Origin of the sequence: Rhodococcus sp. 105337, assembly GCF_012844225.1 — a bacterium.
GTDB lineage: Bacteria > Actinomycetota > Actinomycetes > Mycobacteriales > Mycobacteriaceae > Rhodococcus.
This window is the reverse complement of the sequence record NZ_JABAGQ010000008.1, coordinates 14,211-28,285: the sequence shown is the minus strand read 5'-3', so window position 1 is coordinate 28,285 and position 14,075 is coordinate 14,211. Positions and strand designations below refer to the sequence as shown.

At 65.4% G+C, this 14,075-nt stretch carries 15 protein-coding genes; 11 read left to right on the top strand and 4 right to left on the bottom strand.

Annotated elements, in window-relative coordinates; translation table 11 throughout:
- The first annotated feature begins 134 nt into the window (after window positions 1-134).
- Together HF886_RS13825 and HF886_RS13820 are read left to right on the top strand one after the other, a co-directional pair.
- Window positions 135-1,523: a carotenoid oxygenase family protein gene (locus HF886_RS13825; RefSeq protein ID WP_169652594.1), complete on the top strand. Its 1,389-nt coding sequence runs from the start codon at window positions 135-137 to the stop codon at window positions 1,521-1,523.
- A gap of 26 nt (window positions 1,524-1,549) precedes the next feature.
- The gene (locus HF886_RS13820; protein ID WP_169621614.1) at window positions 1,550-2,137 is read left to right on the top strand and encodes a mismatch-specific DNA-glycosylase; all 588 of its coding nucleotides are present in this window, start codon (window positions 1,550-1,552) and stop codon (window positions 2,135-2,137) included.
- Here HF886_RS13820 and HF886_RS13815 read toward each other — a convergent pair.
- Window positions 2,109-2,459 carry a DUF1330 domain-containing protein gene (locus HF886_RS13815; protein WP_169652593.1) on the bottom strand — a complete coding sequence of 117 codons (351 nt, stop codon included), beginning with the start codon at window positions 2,457-2,459 and terminating at the stop codon, window positions 2,109-2,111. The genes HF886_RS13820 and HF886_RS13815 overlap by 29 nt on opposite strands.
- Before the next feature lie 85 nt (window positions 2,460-2,544).
- Between HF886_RS13815 and HF886_RS13810 the strand changes: the two genes are divergently transcribed.
- Both HF886_RS13810 and HF886_RS13805 read left to right on the top strand, forming a co-directional pair.
- Window positions 2,545-3,324: a helix-turn-helix domain-containing protein gene (locus tag HF886_RS13810; protein ID WP_169621612.1), complete on the top strand. Its 780-nt coding sequence runs from the start codon at window positions 2,545-2,547 to the stop codon at window positions 3,322-3,324.
- A gap of 95 nt (window positions 3,325-3,419) precedes the next feature.
- Window positions 3,420-3,635 (top strand): maltose regulon activator MalT, encoded by a 216-nt coding sequence (locus HF886_RS13805; protein WP_169652592.1) that lies wholly within the window; start codon window positions 3,420-3,422, stop codon window positions 3,633-3,635.
- Window positions 3,636-3,685: 50 nt separating this feature from the next.
- Here HF886_RS13805 and HF886_RS13800 read toward each other — a convergent pair whose 3' ends face one another.
- Complete coding sequence (locus tag HF886_RS13800; protein WP_169652591.1) at window positions 3,686-4,465, bottom strand: CPBP family intramembrane glutamic endopeptidase; 780 nt, start codon at window positions 4,463-4,465, stop codon at window positions 3,686-3,688.
- A gap of 244 nt (window positions 4,466-4,709) precedes the next feature.
- Here HF886_RS13800 and HF886_RS13795 point away from each other — a divergent pair, with 244 nt between their 5' ends.
- Window positions 4,710-6,407, top strand: a complete 1,698-nt coding sequence (locus HF886_RS13795; protein WP_169621609.1) for a fumarate hydratase — start codon at window positions 4,710-4,712, stop codon at window positions 6,405-6,407.
- A 73-nt stretch (window positions 6,408-6,480) separates the two neighbouring features.
- Here HF886_RS13795 and HF886_RS13790 read toward each other — a convergent pair whose 3' ends face one another.
- On the bottom strand, window positions 6,481-6,867 hold the full coding sequence (locus HF886_RS13790) for a hypothetical protein (RefSeq protein WP_169621608.1): 387 nt from the start codon (window positions 6,865-6,867) through the stop codon (window positions 6,481-6,483).
- Window positions 6,868-6,987: 120 nt separating this feature from the next.
- Window positions 6,988-7,734, bottom strand: coding sequence for an ABC transporter ATP-binding protein (locus HF886_RS13785; protein WP_240952353.1), 747 nt, complete (start codon window positions 7,732-7,734; stop codon window positions 6,988-6,990).
- Between the two features lie 429 nt (window positions 7,735-8,163).
- On the opposite strand from HF886_RS13785, the gene HF886_RS13780 reads away from it, so the two are divergent.
- The 6 genes from HF886_RS13780 (at window position 8,164) to HF886_RS13755 (ending at window position 14,060) form a co-directional block, all read left to right on the top strand.
- Entirely contained in the window at window positions 8,164-9,519 is a 1,356-nt protein-coding gene (locus tag HF886_RS13780) for an 8-oxoguanine deaminase (protein ID WP_169621606.1), read from the top strand.
- A 41-nt stretch (window positions 9,520-9,560) separates the two neighbouring features.
- Window positions 9,561-11,144 (top strand): ABC transporter permease subunit, encoded by a 1,584-nt coding sequence (locus HF886_RS13775; protein ID WP_169621605.1) that lies wholly within the window; start codon window positions 9,561-9,563, stop codon window positions 11,142-11,144.
- 11 nt (window positions 11,145-11,155) lie between these two features.
- On the top strand, window positions 11,156-12,190 hold the full coding sequence (locus tag HF886_RS13770) for an ABC transporter substrate-binding protein (protein ID WP_169621604.1): 1,035 nt from the start codon (window positions 11,156-11,158) through the stop codon (window positions 12,188-12,190).
- A gap of 381 nt (window positions 12,191-12,571) precedes the next feature.
- Window positions 12,572-12,826 (top strand): hypothetical protein, encoded by a 255-nt coding sequence (locus HF886_RS13765; protein WP_169621603.1) that lies wholly within the window; start codon window positions 12,572-12,574, stop codon window positions 12,824-12,826.
- Window positions 12,823-13,479 carry a Rieske (2Fe-2S) protein gene (locus HF886_RS13760; protein WP_169621602.1) on the top strand — a complete coding sequence of 219 codons (657 nt, stop codon included), beginning with the start codon at window positions 12,823-12,825 and terminating at the stop codon, window positions 13,477-13,479. The genes HF886_RS13765 and HF886_RS13760 overlap by 4 nt, the downstream gene beginning before the upstream one ends.
- Complete coding sequence (locus HF886_RS13755) at window positions 13,476-14,060, top strand: glutathione S-transferase family protein (RefSeq protein WP_169621601.1); 585 nt, start codon at window positions 13,476-13,478, stop codon at window positions 14,058-14,060. The genes HF886_RS13760 and HF886_RS13755 overlap by 4 nt, the downstream gene beginning before the upstream one ends.
- The last annotated feature ends 15 nt before the right edge of the window (window positions 14,061-14,075 follow it).

Below are 14,075 nucleotides of genomic sequence, written 5' to 3'. Positions count from 1 at the left end.
AAATACCCTAGCCGATTGGTCACGGACCCCGGCCGTCGCGCTCCGCTCCGAAACCGTCCGCTCGCACCCGGCCGGCGACCTACCATGCGAGACGGGGACTCCACCCCTTTCTCCGCTTCGCATGAGGTGACCTCATGAACCGACCCGCACCCGTCGACATGGCCCACCACGCGCACCTGAGCGGCATGTTCGCGCCGCAACGCGACGAGGTGGACGTACGAGACCTCGTGGTCGAGGGACATCTGCCCGACGACCTGGAAGGCAGCTACCTGCGCAACGGCCCGAATCCTCGATTCGATCCGATCGGGCAGTACGTCTACCCGATCGACGGGGACGGAATGGTGCACCGCGTCGAACTGTCCGGCGGTACCGCGCGCTACACGAACCGGTTCGTGCGGACCCCGCAGGTCGTGGCCGAGGAGAAGGCGGGACGAGCCCTGTGGGCCGGCATCACCGACCCGTATTTTCCGCCCGCCGACGAGGTGGGGCCCGATCTCGCGAACACCATGCGCGAACTTCCCGACATCAACGTGGTCCGTCACGGCGGGCGGTTGCTCGCGCTGGCCGAGGCCGCGCCGCCGTACGCGCTCGGTTCGGAACTCGAAACGCTGGGCCGGGAGACATTCGGCGGGGCGTTACCTGTCGGCCTTACCGCCCATCCCAAGATCGATCCGCGCACCGGCGAGATGGTCGCGTTCTGCTACATGCTCGACGCGCCGTTCCTGACATGGTCGGTGTTCGGCCCGGACGGCGCGGTCGTACGCGCGGCCACACCCGTCGACGGTGCCGACCGCCCTCTGATGGTGCACGACATGGCTCTCACCGAGACCTATATCGTGCTGATCCTGGCGCCGATGGTCTTCGACCTGGAAAAGATCTTCACGGGCGCCTCGCCCCTCGACTGGCAACCCGAACTCGGGGTCCGGGTCGCCCTCGTCCCCCGCGACGGTGGCGCAGTGCGCTGGTTCTCCACCGACTCCTTCTGGATGTGGCACACCGCCAATGCCTTCGACCTCCCCGGAGGAGATGTCGCGGTCGACTACGTCGAGTGGCGGTATCCCGGCGCGTTGACCGAGCACGACGGACCCAACCCGTCGCTGTTGCGCCGTGCCGTCATCGGCCGGGACGGCGTCGCCCGCACGACACTCCACGACCGCGACATCGAGTTCCCACGCATCGACGAGCGTCTGTCGACGGACCGACACCGCATCGTCGCCACGCTGGGCCGCAGCGGGTCGCAACGATTGCCGTCCGGCTCCGCCGACGCATTGTTCTGGTTCGACGTAGATTCCGGCGCCGACACGGTGTGGTCCGGGGGCAGGCTCTCCCCCGGCGAGCCGGTGTACCTCACGAGCACGTCCGGCGCCGGTTACTGGGGTTCGATCGCGACCGACTTCACCGATCTGACGAGCTGGTTCCTGGTGTTCTCCGCCGATGATCCCGGCACCGGACCGCGTGCACGGGTGCGGTTACCGATCCGGGTGCCGGCGGGATTGCACGGCACGTGGGTGCCCTCGGGGTAGGGGCAGCCACCGCTTACTGTGGACCGATGGGTTTCACACGTGCCGAACTCGAATCCTTCCGCGACGCCGTGGTTCCCGACCTCGTCGGGCCGGGATGCCGCTTGCTGTTCGTCGGGATCAATCCCGGGCTGTGGACTGCGGCGACGGGTGCCCACTTCGCGCGACCCGGAAATCGGTTCTACCCCGCGCTTTTTCGGGCCGGGATCATCACACACCCGATCGCCCCGTCGGAAGGAATGAGTGCGGCCGATCGCAACCACCTGATCGAACGCGGCGTGGGCATCACCAACCTGGCTCCGCGGGCGACCGCCCGCGCCGACGAGCTGACGTCGGACGAATTGCGTGCGGGCGCCGAACGATTGGCGTCGGTGGTGACCGAGTTCCGCCCGCGGGTCGTCGCGGTTGCGGGGATCACGGCGTACCGGGCGGCGTTCGGCAAGCGCACGGCGCGGACGGGTCTTCAGGACGACACCATCGGGGGCACACCGTTGTGGGTGGTACCCAACCCGAGCGGACTCAATGCCCACGAGACCGTCGAGTCGCTGGCGGTGGCCTACGCGGAACCTGCTCGGGCCGCGGGGATCCTCAGCGCTCCGAGTTCACCCGCCCGCTGATCTTGTCGAGGTAGCCCGCCGCGCGATAACCGGGCGCGGTGCCCTCCACGAGAATCGCCGAACCGTCCGAGTTCTCGGTCCTCAGCGGAAGGATTTCCTGATACTCGGGCGAGTCGTACCACCCGCGTGCCCGTTCGAGGTCGGGGAACTCGATGAGCACCAGGTGGCCGGGCCATTCCCCTTCGAGGACGTGGGGGTCTGTTCCGTGGACGAGGAACCGGCCGTCGAATGCACGAACGGTGTCGTCGATCTTCGTCAGGTATTCGGCGATGGCGTCTCCGAAGTCGACGCTGCGGAGGTGGGCTACTGCGTATGCGGTCATGCCTCGAGCGTGCCGCGCCGGGCGGCGCCGGTCGATTACCTCGGAGGTAATGGCGGCCGTTCCCGGCGGCTCTATTCTCGACAACATGACGGTCGTCGAGGGGGTCCGGCCCGGGGCGTTGCTGCGCGCGTGGCGGGAACGCCGGGGAATGAGCCAACTCGACCTTGCGCATCGGGCAGGCATCTCGTCGCGGCACATCAGCTTTGTCGAGACAGGGCGGTCGCAGCCGTCCCGGGACATCGTGGTGAGACTGAGCGAGCATCTCGATATTCCCTTGCGGGAACGAAACTCGATTCTGCTCGCCGCGGGGCTCGCGCCCGCCTATCCGGAGCACCGGCTCGACGACGTGCCGTTGAGTGCGGTCGCCGATGCCATCACCCGGATCCTGGAACTGCACCGGCCGTTTCCCGCGCTGGTCGTCGACCGGCACTGGACGATGGTCGACGCGAACGACGCCATCACGGCGCTGGTCTCGGACTGTGCGGCGGACCTGCTCGAACCGCCCGTCAACGTGCTGCGGCTGACACTCCACCCGCGGGGACTTGCGCCGCGTATCGCCAATCTCGGCCAGTGGCGCGCGCACCTGCTGGCACGGTTGCGCCATCAGATCGCGGCGACCGGCGATCCCGTGCTCGCGCGCCTGCACCGGGAACTCGAGCAGTATCCGTGCGACGACCCGGTCTCGGCCACGGATCCCCACGCGCTGGTCGTGCCGCTGCAGTTACGGGTCGACACCGGCGTGTTGTCGTTCCTGAGCACGACCACGCTGTTCGGGACCCCCCTGGACGTCACGGTGTCGGAATTGGCCATCGAAGCGTTCTATCCCGCGGACGCCTGGACGGCTTCGGCGCTGCGCGCCGGGTAGGCACCGGAGAGGTTGCCGAAGCGGTGTCGTGGCGGTGTCGTGCGCGCTACCGTTGGGACGGAAACTGTGTTCGAGCAGATCCGAAAGGCTTCGTCATGAGCACTACGAAATGGTGGGTCGTCGACGGACGCGACGACGGTTTCGCTCTCGAGCAGCGTGCCACCGGGGACATCGTGATCATGAACAACACGACGTCGGAAGAGCATGTGCTGCCGGGATACGTGTGGAAGCACTCCCCGAGTTTCGGCTTGCAGATTCAGAGCGACGGGCCTCCGCCCTATGGCTCCTGGATCGAGAACCCGGAAGAGTGACGTCACGGAAGTGACAAGACGGGAGCGGCACGCCTGAAGGGGAAGGCTCGTCAGCCCATCGAGATCTGCCACACGAGGGCTGCCGCCAGCGCCCCGACGCCGTTGAGCGACCAGTGCAATGCGATCGGAGCGAGGATGCTCCCGCTGCGCCGGCGTAGCCAGGTGAAGACGAACCCTGCGGCGGCGGTCGCAATCACCGCACCGGTGACGCCTGCGACCTGCCCCAAGACGCCGGACCCGAAGATCGCCGCCAGGCCGGCATTGCCCGCGGTCAAACCGAGGGAGGACGCGACGTGCCACAGACCGAACAGCAACGACCCGGCAGCGAATACTCCGCGAGCACCCCATACGCGTTCGAGGGTGCCGTGAAGCACGCCGCGAAAAGCGAGTTCTTCGGGAATCACGGTCTGTAGCGGAATGATGATCATCGATGCGACGAGCGCGCCGGACAGTGTTGCGTAGCGCTCGGACAGGAAGAACTGCCGGGTGAACGGGAGCGCGATGCCTATCGCCACGACTGTGAGAACGAGCGCGACTGCGGCCACCGAATAAAGCGTGCCGCGCTTCCAGTGGCGCGGCGACAAGCCGAGTTCCGACCACCGCATACCTCGGCGCCGCATCAGGACGACCAGGATCGCGGCGGAGACCGGCACGGTGGCGATCGACGCCCATACGGTCGTGAAGTGCGCGATCACATTGGTTGCGATCAGGACGCAAACCACTACCGCGACATCTATCCATGCGTGGAAGCGGGGCAGCCAGGCCAAGGAGGGCAATGGTGAGGCTTCAGCGGTCACGCGGTCTTCTCCCGGGGTTTCTCGTGCATCCATACCAGTGTAAGGATTTCGACCGGCAGACTGCATGACGCGCGTCACCTCCGAGTTGCGAGATCGGGCACGGATCTGTGGACCTGGGATGACCGCAGCCCCACACATCCCGAAACTCCCCGATGTTCCGGAGATGCGGGCCACACCACCTGCATGTGACGCCTGCGTCACATGCCCCGTTGTCGAGGTCACGATCTTGCGCGACTAATCTGTCTCCGGAACACCACCCCCTCTTCCAGGAGAAACAATGGCCGACTTCCTCTACGAGGACCTGCTGCCGATCGGGGAAGACCCCACCGAGTATCGGCTGCTGACCAGCGAGGGGGTGTCCACCGTCGAAGGCCCCGACGGCCGCACCTTTCTGAAGGTCGAGCCCGAGGCGCTGCGCCTGCTCACCGAAACAGCGCTGCACGACATCTCGCACTATCTGCGGTCGGATCACCTGAAGCAGCTCGCGAGCATCCTCGACGATCCCGAGGCATCGGACAACGACAAGTTCGTCGCGCTCGATCTCCTGAAGAACGCGAACATCGCCGCGGCAGGCGTGCTGCCGATGTGCCAGGACACCGGCACCGCGATCGTCATGGGTAAGCGCGGCCAGCAGGTGCTCACCCCCGGTGACGACGAGGAGTCGATCGCGCGGGGCGTGTACGACGCCTACACCCGGTTGAACCTGCGGTACTCGCAGAACGCTCCCCTGACCATGTGGGACGAGAAGAACACCGGCAACAACCTGCCCGCACAGATCGAGCTGTACGCGGACACCGCGAAGGGCCACGAGAACTCTTACAAGTTCCTCTTCATGGCCAAGGGCGGCGGGTCGGCCAACAAGTCGTACCTGTACCAGGAGACCAAGGCGATCCTGAACCCGGACTCGATGATGCAGTTCCTCGAGGCCAAGATCCGGTCGCTCGGCACCGCAGCGTGCCCGCCGTATCACCTCGCGATCGTCGTCGGCGGTACGTCGGCAGAGTTCGCACTCAAGACCGCCAAGTACGCCTCCGCCCACTACCTCGACGAACTGCCGACCGAGGGCGCCATGACGGGTCGCGGTTTCCGCGATCACGAACTGGAGAAGAAGGTCTTCGAGCTCACCCAGAAGATCGGGATCGGCGCGCAGTTCGGCGGCAAGTACTTCTGCCACGACGTCCGCGTGGTGCGCCTGCCGCGCCACGGTGCGTCGCTGCCGGTCGCGATCGCCGTGTCGTGCTCGGCCGATCGCCAGGCGAAGGCAAAGATCACTCCGGAGGGCGTGTTCCTCGAGCAGCTCGAGTTCGACCCGGGCCGCTTCCTGCCCGAGATCACCGACAGCGCGCTCGACGCGGAAACGTCCGGTGTCTCCGGGACCGGCAAGGGCGCCGCCGTGAAGATCGATCTCACCCGCCCGATGCCCGAGATCCTCGCCGAACTGTCGAAGCACCCCGTCAAGACGCGCTTGTCGCTCACGGGTCCTCTCGTCGTCGCCCGGGACATCGCGCACGCGAAGATCAAGGAGCGTCTCGACGCGGGCGAGGAGATGCCGCAGTACCTCAAGGACCACCCCGTGTACTACGCCGGCCCGGCGAAGACTCCGGAGGGTCTCGCGTCCGGGTCGTTCGGCCCGACCACAGCCGGTCGCATGGACTCGTACGTCGAGCAGTTCCAGGCTGCCGGCGGCTCGATGATCATGCTCGCCAAGGGAAACCGGTCCAAGCAGGTGACCGATGCGTGCCACAGGCACGGTGGTTTCTACCTCGGTTCGATCGGCGGCCCCGCGGCACGCCTGGCACTGGATTGCATCAAGAACGTCGAGATCGTCGAATACGAAGAACTCGGCATGGAGGCGGTCTGGAAGATCGACGTGGAGGACTTCCCGGCGTTCATCGTCGTCGACGACAAGGGCAACGACTTCTTCGCCCATACCGGCGAGGTGACGCTCACCGTCGGCAAGCGTCCGGGGCTGTAAGACCCGGCGCCACAGCGTGATCGGCCCCGGTGGGAGTTTCTCCCGCCGGGGCCGATTGCTGGGGTTTCGACTCTCAGGCCGCGCAGGCGTGCGTCCGCGAAAGCACCGCCGGCGACTGGGCGACCACCCGCAGGAGGAAGTCGACGATGGTCGCGGGCGTGGGCTCGGCATCCGGCGCGATCACCTCGCACAGCGCGCGATAGGTGTCGGCATCCAGCACCGGCACGGCGCGGAAGTGCGTGGTCATCGCGAGCGTGAAGTCGATGCCGTGTTCACGGGAACGAATGTTGAACTCGGGACCGTGTGCGCCCGCGATCACGCACACATCGAGCACGGCACCCGGCGCGAGGTACTCGAACGAGGCGCTGTGTACCCCGTTGCGCAGCATCTGGCGATACAGCGGCCGCAGCCCACCGAGCACCAGCGGCGGCAGGGCGACCGATCGGTCGACACTGAACATGTGACTCTCTCCTTCTCCCCCCGGCCCCACATGATCCGGCTTTTCTGTAATTAATCCAGTTTTGGAATTATTACAGGAAAAGGAGGGAGGTGCAACTCATGGCCCCTCGTACGCCCGGTCTCACCCCTCGCCGGATTCGCCACTGAACAGCAACTTGCTCAGGGCATCCACATAGCCGTGGAATTCGGCGCTCCGCATCGTCTCAGCGGTGCGCGGCCTGGGGAGATCGATGGGCACCACATCGATAATTCGGCCGGGGCGTGCACTCATGACAGCCACGACATCGGAGAGCAGGACAGCTTCGGCAATTCCGTGCGTGACCATCAAGGTGGTGGCGCGCCGTTCGGTCCAGATCCGCTGCAACTCCAGGTTCAGGCGTTGCCGGGTCATGTCGTCGAGGGCACCGAACGGTTCGTCGAGCAGAAGCACAGAAGGCCGCAACACCAAAGCGCGCGCAATCGACACGCGCTGACGCATTCCGCCGGACAGTTGCGCGGGCTTGGACTTCTCGAACCCACCCAGCCCCACCAGGCCGATGAGTTGCCGAACCAACTCGGGATCCGACGGCAGCCCGGCGACTTGGCGCGGAAGGGCGATGTTCGCTTCGACACTGCGCCACGGCAGCAAGGCGGAATCCTGGAATGCGACACCGAGTTCATGACCCTCGCGCAACTCCTGCGGGCTCATGCCGTTGACAAGGACACGGCCGGCGTCGGGGCGGTCGAGACCCGCCAGAATCCGCAGGACGGTGGATTTGCCACATCCGGACGGACCGAGCAACGACAGGAACTGCCCCTCCGAGGTTCGGATGTCGACGTCGTCGAGCGCGGTGACGCGCGATCGTCCCGACTGGAACGTCCGGGTCAAACCGCTTATATCCAGGCCGGTACCCGGAGGGCGAAGTGCGCCCGCCGAATCCGGCGGGACAACGGATGAGGAGAGAGAAGTCACGGTGCCGAACTCCGATCCGTAGGAGATGCATTGACGAGCGTGTCACGACAGACACCGCCGACGGGCTGTTGATCGCGATGCCCGGGAGGATCTCTACGGTGCCGCGCCCACCATCGCGTGTCAAGAGGGCCGACGAGTAACCCATCATTTACATCCGCGCAAAGCTATCGTCCAAGAGTACTCGTAACTTCTTGCGCCATAGGGCATCAGAGAACGAGCCCGCCGTCCGTCCGGCGCGACCGGTACACGATCTGGAGCTCCCCTCCAGAGGAGGACACCCTCTCCGGTGATGGGTGCGAGGGCCATCACAGACAGGTCCGGTCTGCCAGGAGAGGGAGAACAACCATGCACGATCTGCTTGTGCGCGATATCGGCTATCTGGTACTCGAGCCCGGATCCGAGATCGCGGACGCCTGGCTGGCAATTTCCGCCGGACGTGTCGCCGCAGTCGGGACCAGAGGAACCGAACCTGTTGCACAGCAGACTGTCTCAGCGGGGCAGAGGACGGTCACCCCAGGACTGATCAACACGCATCACCACATGTATCAGAATCTCACGCGGTCCTACGGGCCGGCGGTGAACGGATCGCTGTTCGACTGGCTCACCGGCCTCTATCCGATCTGGGAGAACCTGGACGAGGAGGCCGTGTACGTCTCGACGTATGTCGGACTCGCGGAACTCCTGCTGGGCGGCTGCACGACCTCCACCGACCATCTCTACGTGCATCCGCGGCCCAATCTGATCGACGCTCAGGTCCGTGCGGCTCGTGATATCGGCTTCCGCTTCTACCCCACTCGCGGGTCGATGTCGTTGTCGGTCGAGGACGGTGGCCTCCCTCCCGCGAGTGTGACGCAGGATGCCGACACCATTCTCGCGGACAGTCAGCGCCTGATCGACACGTACCACGATCCGGAACCGGGTGCGATGACTCGTATCGCTCTCGCGCCGTGCTCCCCTTTCTCCGTCGACGACGCCTTGATGCGCCGCACTGCAGAGCTGTCGGAACGGACAGGGGTGCGCTTGCATACTCATCTTGCCGAAGATCTCGACGAACACACCTACTGTACGGAACGGTACGGCCGCACCCCCGTCGAACATTTCGAAGATGTCGGATGGGCCGGAAACCGTTCGTGGGTCGCACACTTCATCCACCCGTCCGACAGCGAGACGCGGCGGCTGGCCTCCGCCGGAGTCGGCGTGGCGCACTGTCCCAGCTCGAACATGCTCATCGGCTCCGGAACGGCCCGCGTGGCGGCCTTGCACAGCGAGGGTATGGCAGTCGGACTGGGCTGTGACGGCTCGGCGTCGACCGATCACGCGTCACTCTGGCTCGAAGCCCGTACCGCGCTGCTCCTCGGTCGATTCATCGGGGGGCCGACCAGCATGACGGCGCGCGACGCACTCGGAATCGCCACAGTCGGATCGGCCCGGTGCCTCGGGTGGGACGACGAACTCGGCAGACTCACACCGGGGTCCGTTGCCGATCTCGTCGCGTGGCATATGGATCCCGTGTCGCTGGCCGGAGCCCATACCGATCCGGTCGAAGCCCTGTTGCGTTGCGGGCCGGCGCGCGCGTGGATCACCGTGGTCAACGGCCGCGTTCTCGTGGAGTCGGGAGAGTTGCGTGTCGCCGGACTGGCCGACGCGCTGGTCGAGCACCGCCGCATCTCGACGCGGATGCAGCACTCGTTCGCGCACTGAGTCCGAGACATTCCCCCTGCTCAGGATCGAGGTATGAAGCCGTGTCGATATTCAGCTCCACCCGTCAGGGGAATCTCACACTGCAACAGCACAAGTGGCGAGCAACCCATCGCGTCGCGGGAATCCTCGCGATGCTGGCGGTGTGGCAATTGCTCGCCGCCACTGTCTTCTCGTCCTACTTCGCCCTACCGACTCCTACTGCGATCGTCGCCCAAGCGGTGACGGATTGGTCGATGGTTTTCCCGAACCTCGTACAGACCGCCTCGGAAGCCGCGCGCGGGTGGTTGTTCGGTAATGCGGCGGCATTCGTCTTGGCCACAGTGTTCATTCTCATCCGGCCGATCGAGAGAGTTGCGACCCAAGTGGCGCTCGCGTTGTACTGCCTCCCCGTGATCGCGATCGCTCCGATTCTCACCGCGGTGCTCGACGGCGACCGACCCCAAGTTGTCATCGCCGCACAAAGCGTCTTCTTCACGACGCTCGTCGCGGTCATGGTCGGCGCGAAGGCCGCAGACCAGGCGGCGATCGATGTGGTACGCACGGCCGGGGGCTCGCGCCGGCAGGAGTTCGTCCGGGTAACTCTGCCGTCTGCATTACCGGCGACCTTCGGTGGCTTGAGGATTGCAGCCCCGGCAGCGGTACTGGGCGCAATCATCGGTGAGTATCTCGGCGCGGACTCAGGACTCGGCGTTGCGATGGTCTATGCGCAGCAATCCCTGGACGTGGAACGCACCTGGGCACTGGCGCTGTACGCAACGATGCTTGCGGGTGCGGCGTATCTGGCCACTGCGGCAGTCGAACGCCGTGTGTGCTCCTGGTCGGCGACCATGACCGGCGGAACCGTCCCGAGGACAGCATCGGGATCGATCCCCAAGAGGATTGCCCTCACTGCGGGTACCGCAGCCGGAGCCGTACTCGGATCGCTGGTGTTGTGGCAGGTCGCGATCATGGGGCTGAATCCGTACTTCGCAAAAGGACCCGCGGACGTGTGGCGTTATCTTGCCACGCCGGGTAGCGAACGAGACCAACTGATCTCGGCGCTCGGCACGACAACACTTCACGCGAGTTACGGGTATCTGGCCGGGACTGTCGCCGCGTTCGTCGTCGCCGTCTCAGTACTCTCGTGGCCCGCTGTCGAAGCTGCCGTGATGCCGGTAGCGGTAGCTCTCCGCGCCGTACCACTGGTTGCGATGACGCCGTTGATCGCGTTGGTCTTCGGCCGCGACGTCGCAACCGTTGTCGTGATCGCAGGAATCGTCACCTTTTTCCCGTCGCTGGTCACTATTGTCACCGGGCTCCGTTCAGTGCCGTCGGGAGCAATCGATCTGCTCAGCGCCTACGGCGCTTCCAGATTCGACCTGATGGTTCGCGCCCGAATTCCGTACGCGTTGCCGAGCGTGTTCGCCGCGGCACGAATCGCGGCCCCTTCTGCCGTGATGGGGGCACTTCTGGCCGAATGGCTGGCGACCGGGGACGGAATCGGTTTCCTCATGCTCAGGGCATCTACCGGCGCAAATTACGGCCGGCTGTGGTCCTCGGTGGTCCTCATCACGGTCGTATCACTTCTTGCCTACGCTCTCGCCACCGCAGCCGAGAACGCGCTCAGTCGCAATCGCTTCCACTAAGGAGTTCTACGATGACCCCTGCGAAACATCCCCTTTCGCGTCGCACTCTGCTCCGCCGTGGGCTCGGCCTCGGTGCGCTGGCCCTCGGAGGGCCCACCCTTTTGTCTGCATGCTCATCCGGGAGCGGCGCAACCACCGCGCCGGACGGGACCACCGCCCTCAACTATCAGCTCAGTTGGCTTCCCACCACCGAGCACTCCGGAAGCTGGATCGCCGCCGACCGCGGCTACTACCGAGAGAACGGGCTCTCGGTCAACTTCCTCAACGGCGGCCCGAACACAAGCCCCGACACGGTCGTGATGTCCGACAAGGCGCTCATCGGCGGCAGCAACGCCGACGTCGTGTCGAAAGCGGTGGTACAAGGCGCAGATCTGCGAATCTTCGGCACGCGATTCCAGAAAAGCCCCTTCTGCCTCCTCTCCCGTGCCGACAATCCCATCAACTCGCCCCAGGACATGATCGGGAAGAAGATCGGTGTCGCCGCGTTGAACGAGACTGCGTTCAACCTGCTACTTCAGATCAACGACATCGATCCCGGGTCCGTCGAGGTCGTTCCGGTCCAGTTCGATCCGTCACCCGTCGCGAACCGCGAGGTCGACGGGCAGGTCGTGTTCGTGATCAACGAACCTACCCAGCTGGAAGTCAAGGGCATCGAGACCCACACGTTCCTCTTCGCCGACTACGGATACGCCGTGTTCTCCGGTGTCTACTTCGCAAAAGCACGGACGGTGCAGGACAATCCAGAGCAGCTTGCCGCCTTCCTCCGAGCAGAACGGCGCGGATGGGAAGCCAATCTCGCCGATCCGGAGCTCGGGACGAACCTCACCGTCGACGTGTTCGGTAAGGACCAGGGATTCGACCGGGCACAGCAACTCCTGGAATCGAAGATCCTCGAACAGATCATGGTTACGCCGGACACGGACTCGCTCGGATTGCTTGCACTTCCCCCGGCGTTGATCGACCAGAACATCAAGACGCTCAATGCTGCCGGGATCGACGTGTCTGCCGACCAGTTGTTCACGACCTCTGTTCTCGACTCGCTCTGACGCACCGGATCCGGTGGCGACGCGTCTCGCGACCCACCGGATCCAGTGCACAGGGGCGCCGTCGGCGGTCTGCCGCCGTGCTGCACCGGCGGCACCCGCCTGTCGCACGCGAAAGTCACACGGCCGTAACGGGAATTTCATCCCCGGCGGCGGTCTTCATTCCAACGCTGTGTAATACTTTGAACCGCATCGCAAATCGAGTCGATGCTGTCCGTCCGGCACTGCCGGCGAACGATCCGGAGCTCCCCTCCGGAAGAGGACATCTCCGGAGACGGGTGCGAGGGCCGTCCCAGACGAAGCACCACACGTCTCCCGGAGGACTCATGAATCACACAGCCGCCACCGCAATCGGACTCGGCCGGCACACCTGCTCCTGTTGACATGAGCAGCGCAATCTCGTCCACGCTCACGCTCGTCGGACGATTCGATCCCGCTGTCATGATCCGGTTCTCGGTGTCCCGAGCCGAGCTTCTCCGCATTCACGCCACTGTGGTGACCGCGACCGAACACCGGATCGAACTCCACACCCACGGCGACCCCGACCTCGTCGGGGCATTCGAGGCAGCGTGCGCGCTCGCACCCGACGACAACGTCGTCCTCGACCTCACATCGACCGAGAGGAGAGTCCTGCCATGACCGTCTGGCTTCCCGTCGCGCTCGGTCGCGACATCGAACCGGGTGCCGCGACCGGCACCACCGTTGACGGGTCGTCCGTCGCCCTGTGGCGCGATGCCGGCGGCACGCTCCACGCCTGGGCCGACCGCTGCCCGCACCGCGGAATGCGCTTGAGCTTCGGATTCGTCCGCGACGATCGGCTCGTATGCCTTTACCACGGTTGGCAATTCGACGGCGACGGCGCATGTCGTCATGTGCCCGCACACCCACGAATGGAACCTCCGGGCTCTGTCCGGCCGACGCGGTACCGGGCGTTCGAGCGCGGCGGTCTCGTCTGGGTGAGTTCGGCGGATCCCGCCGACGACACCGAACTCTCCCGTATCCCCTCCGTGGCCACCCCCGTCCGCTCGGTCTGGATCCGGGAAGGTAGGGAGCAGGTCGTCGATCGGTTGCGTTCTTTCACCGAAGACTTCCAGGACAAGGGCACGGTCGCAGTGGGCATCCTCGACGGAACCGCGATCCTCGCAGGAATTCAGGTAGTCGACGCGCAGACCACCGCCTTGCACCTGATCGCTCCGGGGGCGGTGCCGGACGACACGGTGCGTGCGCTGGTCCGCCGGATACACGACATCCGCGAGAGTGCGACCGCCTTCGCACCGATGGTCGCATCATGACGATTCCGGTACTCCACGACTTTCCGCTCGACCCGCGCTGTTATTCGGTGCGACTTGCGGCGTCGGTGCTCGGTTACGAACACCGGATCGAACCCGTCGATGTGATCCCCGGCGGGGCGCATCTGACCGGCCGGTACCGCGAACTCACACCGTCCGGTGTGCTCCCGGTACTCGAGACCGGTACCGCCGTACTCGTCGGCACCATGGCCGTTCTCGAACACCTGGCAGCTGGAACCGATTGGGCACCAACGACACCGGAATGGCTGACGTTCGCGTCGGGTCCGCTCGAACACGTCTACGCCTGCCGCGACACCGCGCTCTACACCACCGACGCCGTCGACACGCGCGCTGCGCTCACGGTTCTCCAGACATTGGACGACCACCTCGCTCTCCACGCCGACCACGACTGGTTCACCGCCGACCGGCCCACGGTCGCCGATCTGGCGCTGTACCCCGCCGCTGCGCTGAGCCGGGACATCGGCATCGACCACGACACGTTCCCCGCACTCCGGCGCTGGATGCGGCAGGTCAAACACCTGCCGGGCTTCGTCGAGATGCCCGGAATCCCCGTCTTCCCCTGACCACCACCGGAAGGA

What these genes read in the sequence shown, in the direction of transcription:
- HF886_RS13810 (WP_169621612.1), top strand. Translation starts at nt 2,545, where the DNA reads ATGACGGTCGTCGAGGGGGTCCGGCCCGGGGCGTTGCTGCGCGCGTGG.
- HF886_RS13760 (WP_169621602.1), top strand. Translation starts at nt 12,823, where the DNA reads ATGACCGTCTGGCTTCCCGTCGCGCTCGGTCGCGACATCGAACCGGGT.
- HF886_RS13790 (WP_169621608.1), bottom strand. Translation starts at nt 6,867, where the DNA reads ATGTTCAGTGTCGACCGATCGGTCGCCCTGCCGCCGCTGGTGCTCGGT.
- HF886_RS13820 (WP_169621614.1), top strand. Translation starts at nt 1,550, where the DNA reads ATGGGTTTCACACGTGCCGAACTCGAATCCTTCCGCGACGCCGTGGTT.
- HF886_RS13805 (WP_169652592.1), top strand. Translation starts at nt 3,420, where the DNA reads ATGAGCACTACGAAATGGTGGGTCGTCGACGGACGCGACGACGGTTTC.
- HF886_RS13815 (WP_169652593.1), bottom strand. Translation starts at nt 2,459, where the DNA reads ATGACCGCATACGCAGTAGCCCACCTCCGCAGCGTCGACTTCGGAGAC.
- HF886_RS13765 (WP_169621603.1), top strand. Translation starts at nt 12,572, where the DNA reads ATGAGCAGCGCAATCTCGTCCACGCTCACGCTCGTCGGACGATTCGAT.
- HF886_RS13755 (WP_169621601.1), top strand. Translation starts at nt 13,476, where the DNA reads ATGACGATTCCGGTACTCCACGACTTTCCGCTCGACCCGCGCTGTTAT.
- HF886_RS13795 (WP_169621609.1), top strand. Translation starts at nt 4,710, where the DNA reads ATGGCCGACTTCCTCTACGAGGACCTGCTGCCGATCGGGGAAGACCCC.
- HF886_RS13825 (WP_169652594.1), top strand. Translation starts at nt 135, where the DNA reads ATGAACCGACCCGCACCCGTCGACATGGCCCACCACGCGCACCTGAGC.
- HF886_RS13770 (WP_169621604.1), top strand. Translation starts at nt 11,156, where the DNA reads ATGACCCCTGCGAAACATCCCCTTTCGCGTCGCACTCTGCTCCGCCGT.
- HF886_RS13800 (WP_169652591.1), bottom strand. Translation starts at nt 4,465, where the DNA reads ATGGATGCACGAGAAACCCCGGGAGAAGACCGCGTGACCGCTGAAGCC.
- HF886_RS13780 (WP_169621606.1), top strand. Translation starts at nt 8,164, where the DNA reads ATGCACGATCTGCTTGTGCGCGATATCGGCTATCTGGTACTCGAGCCC.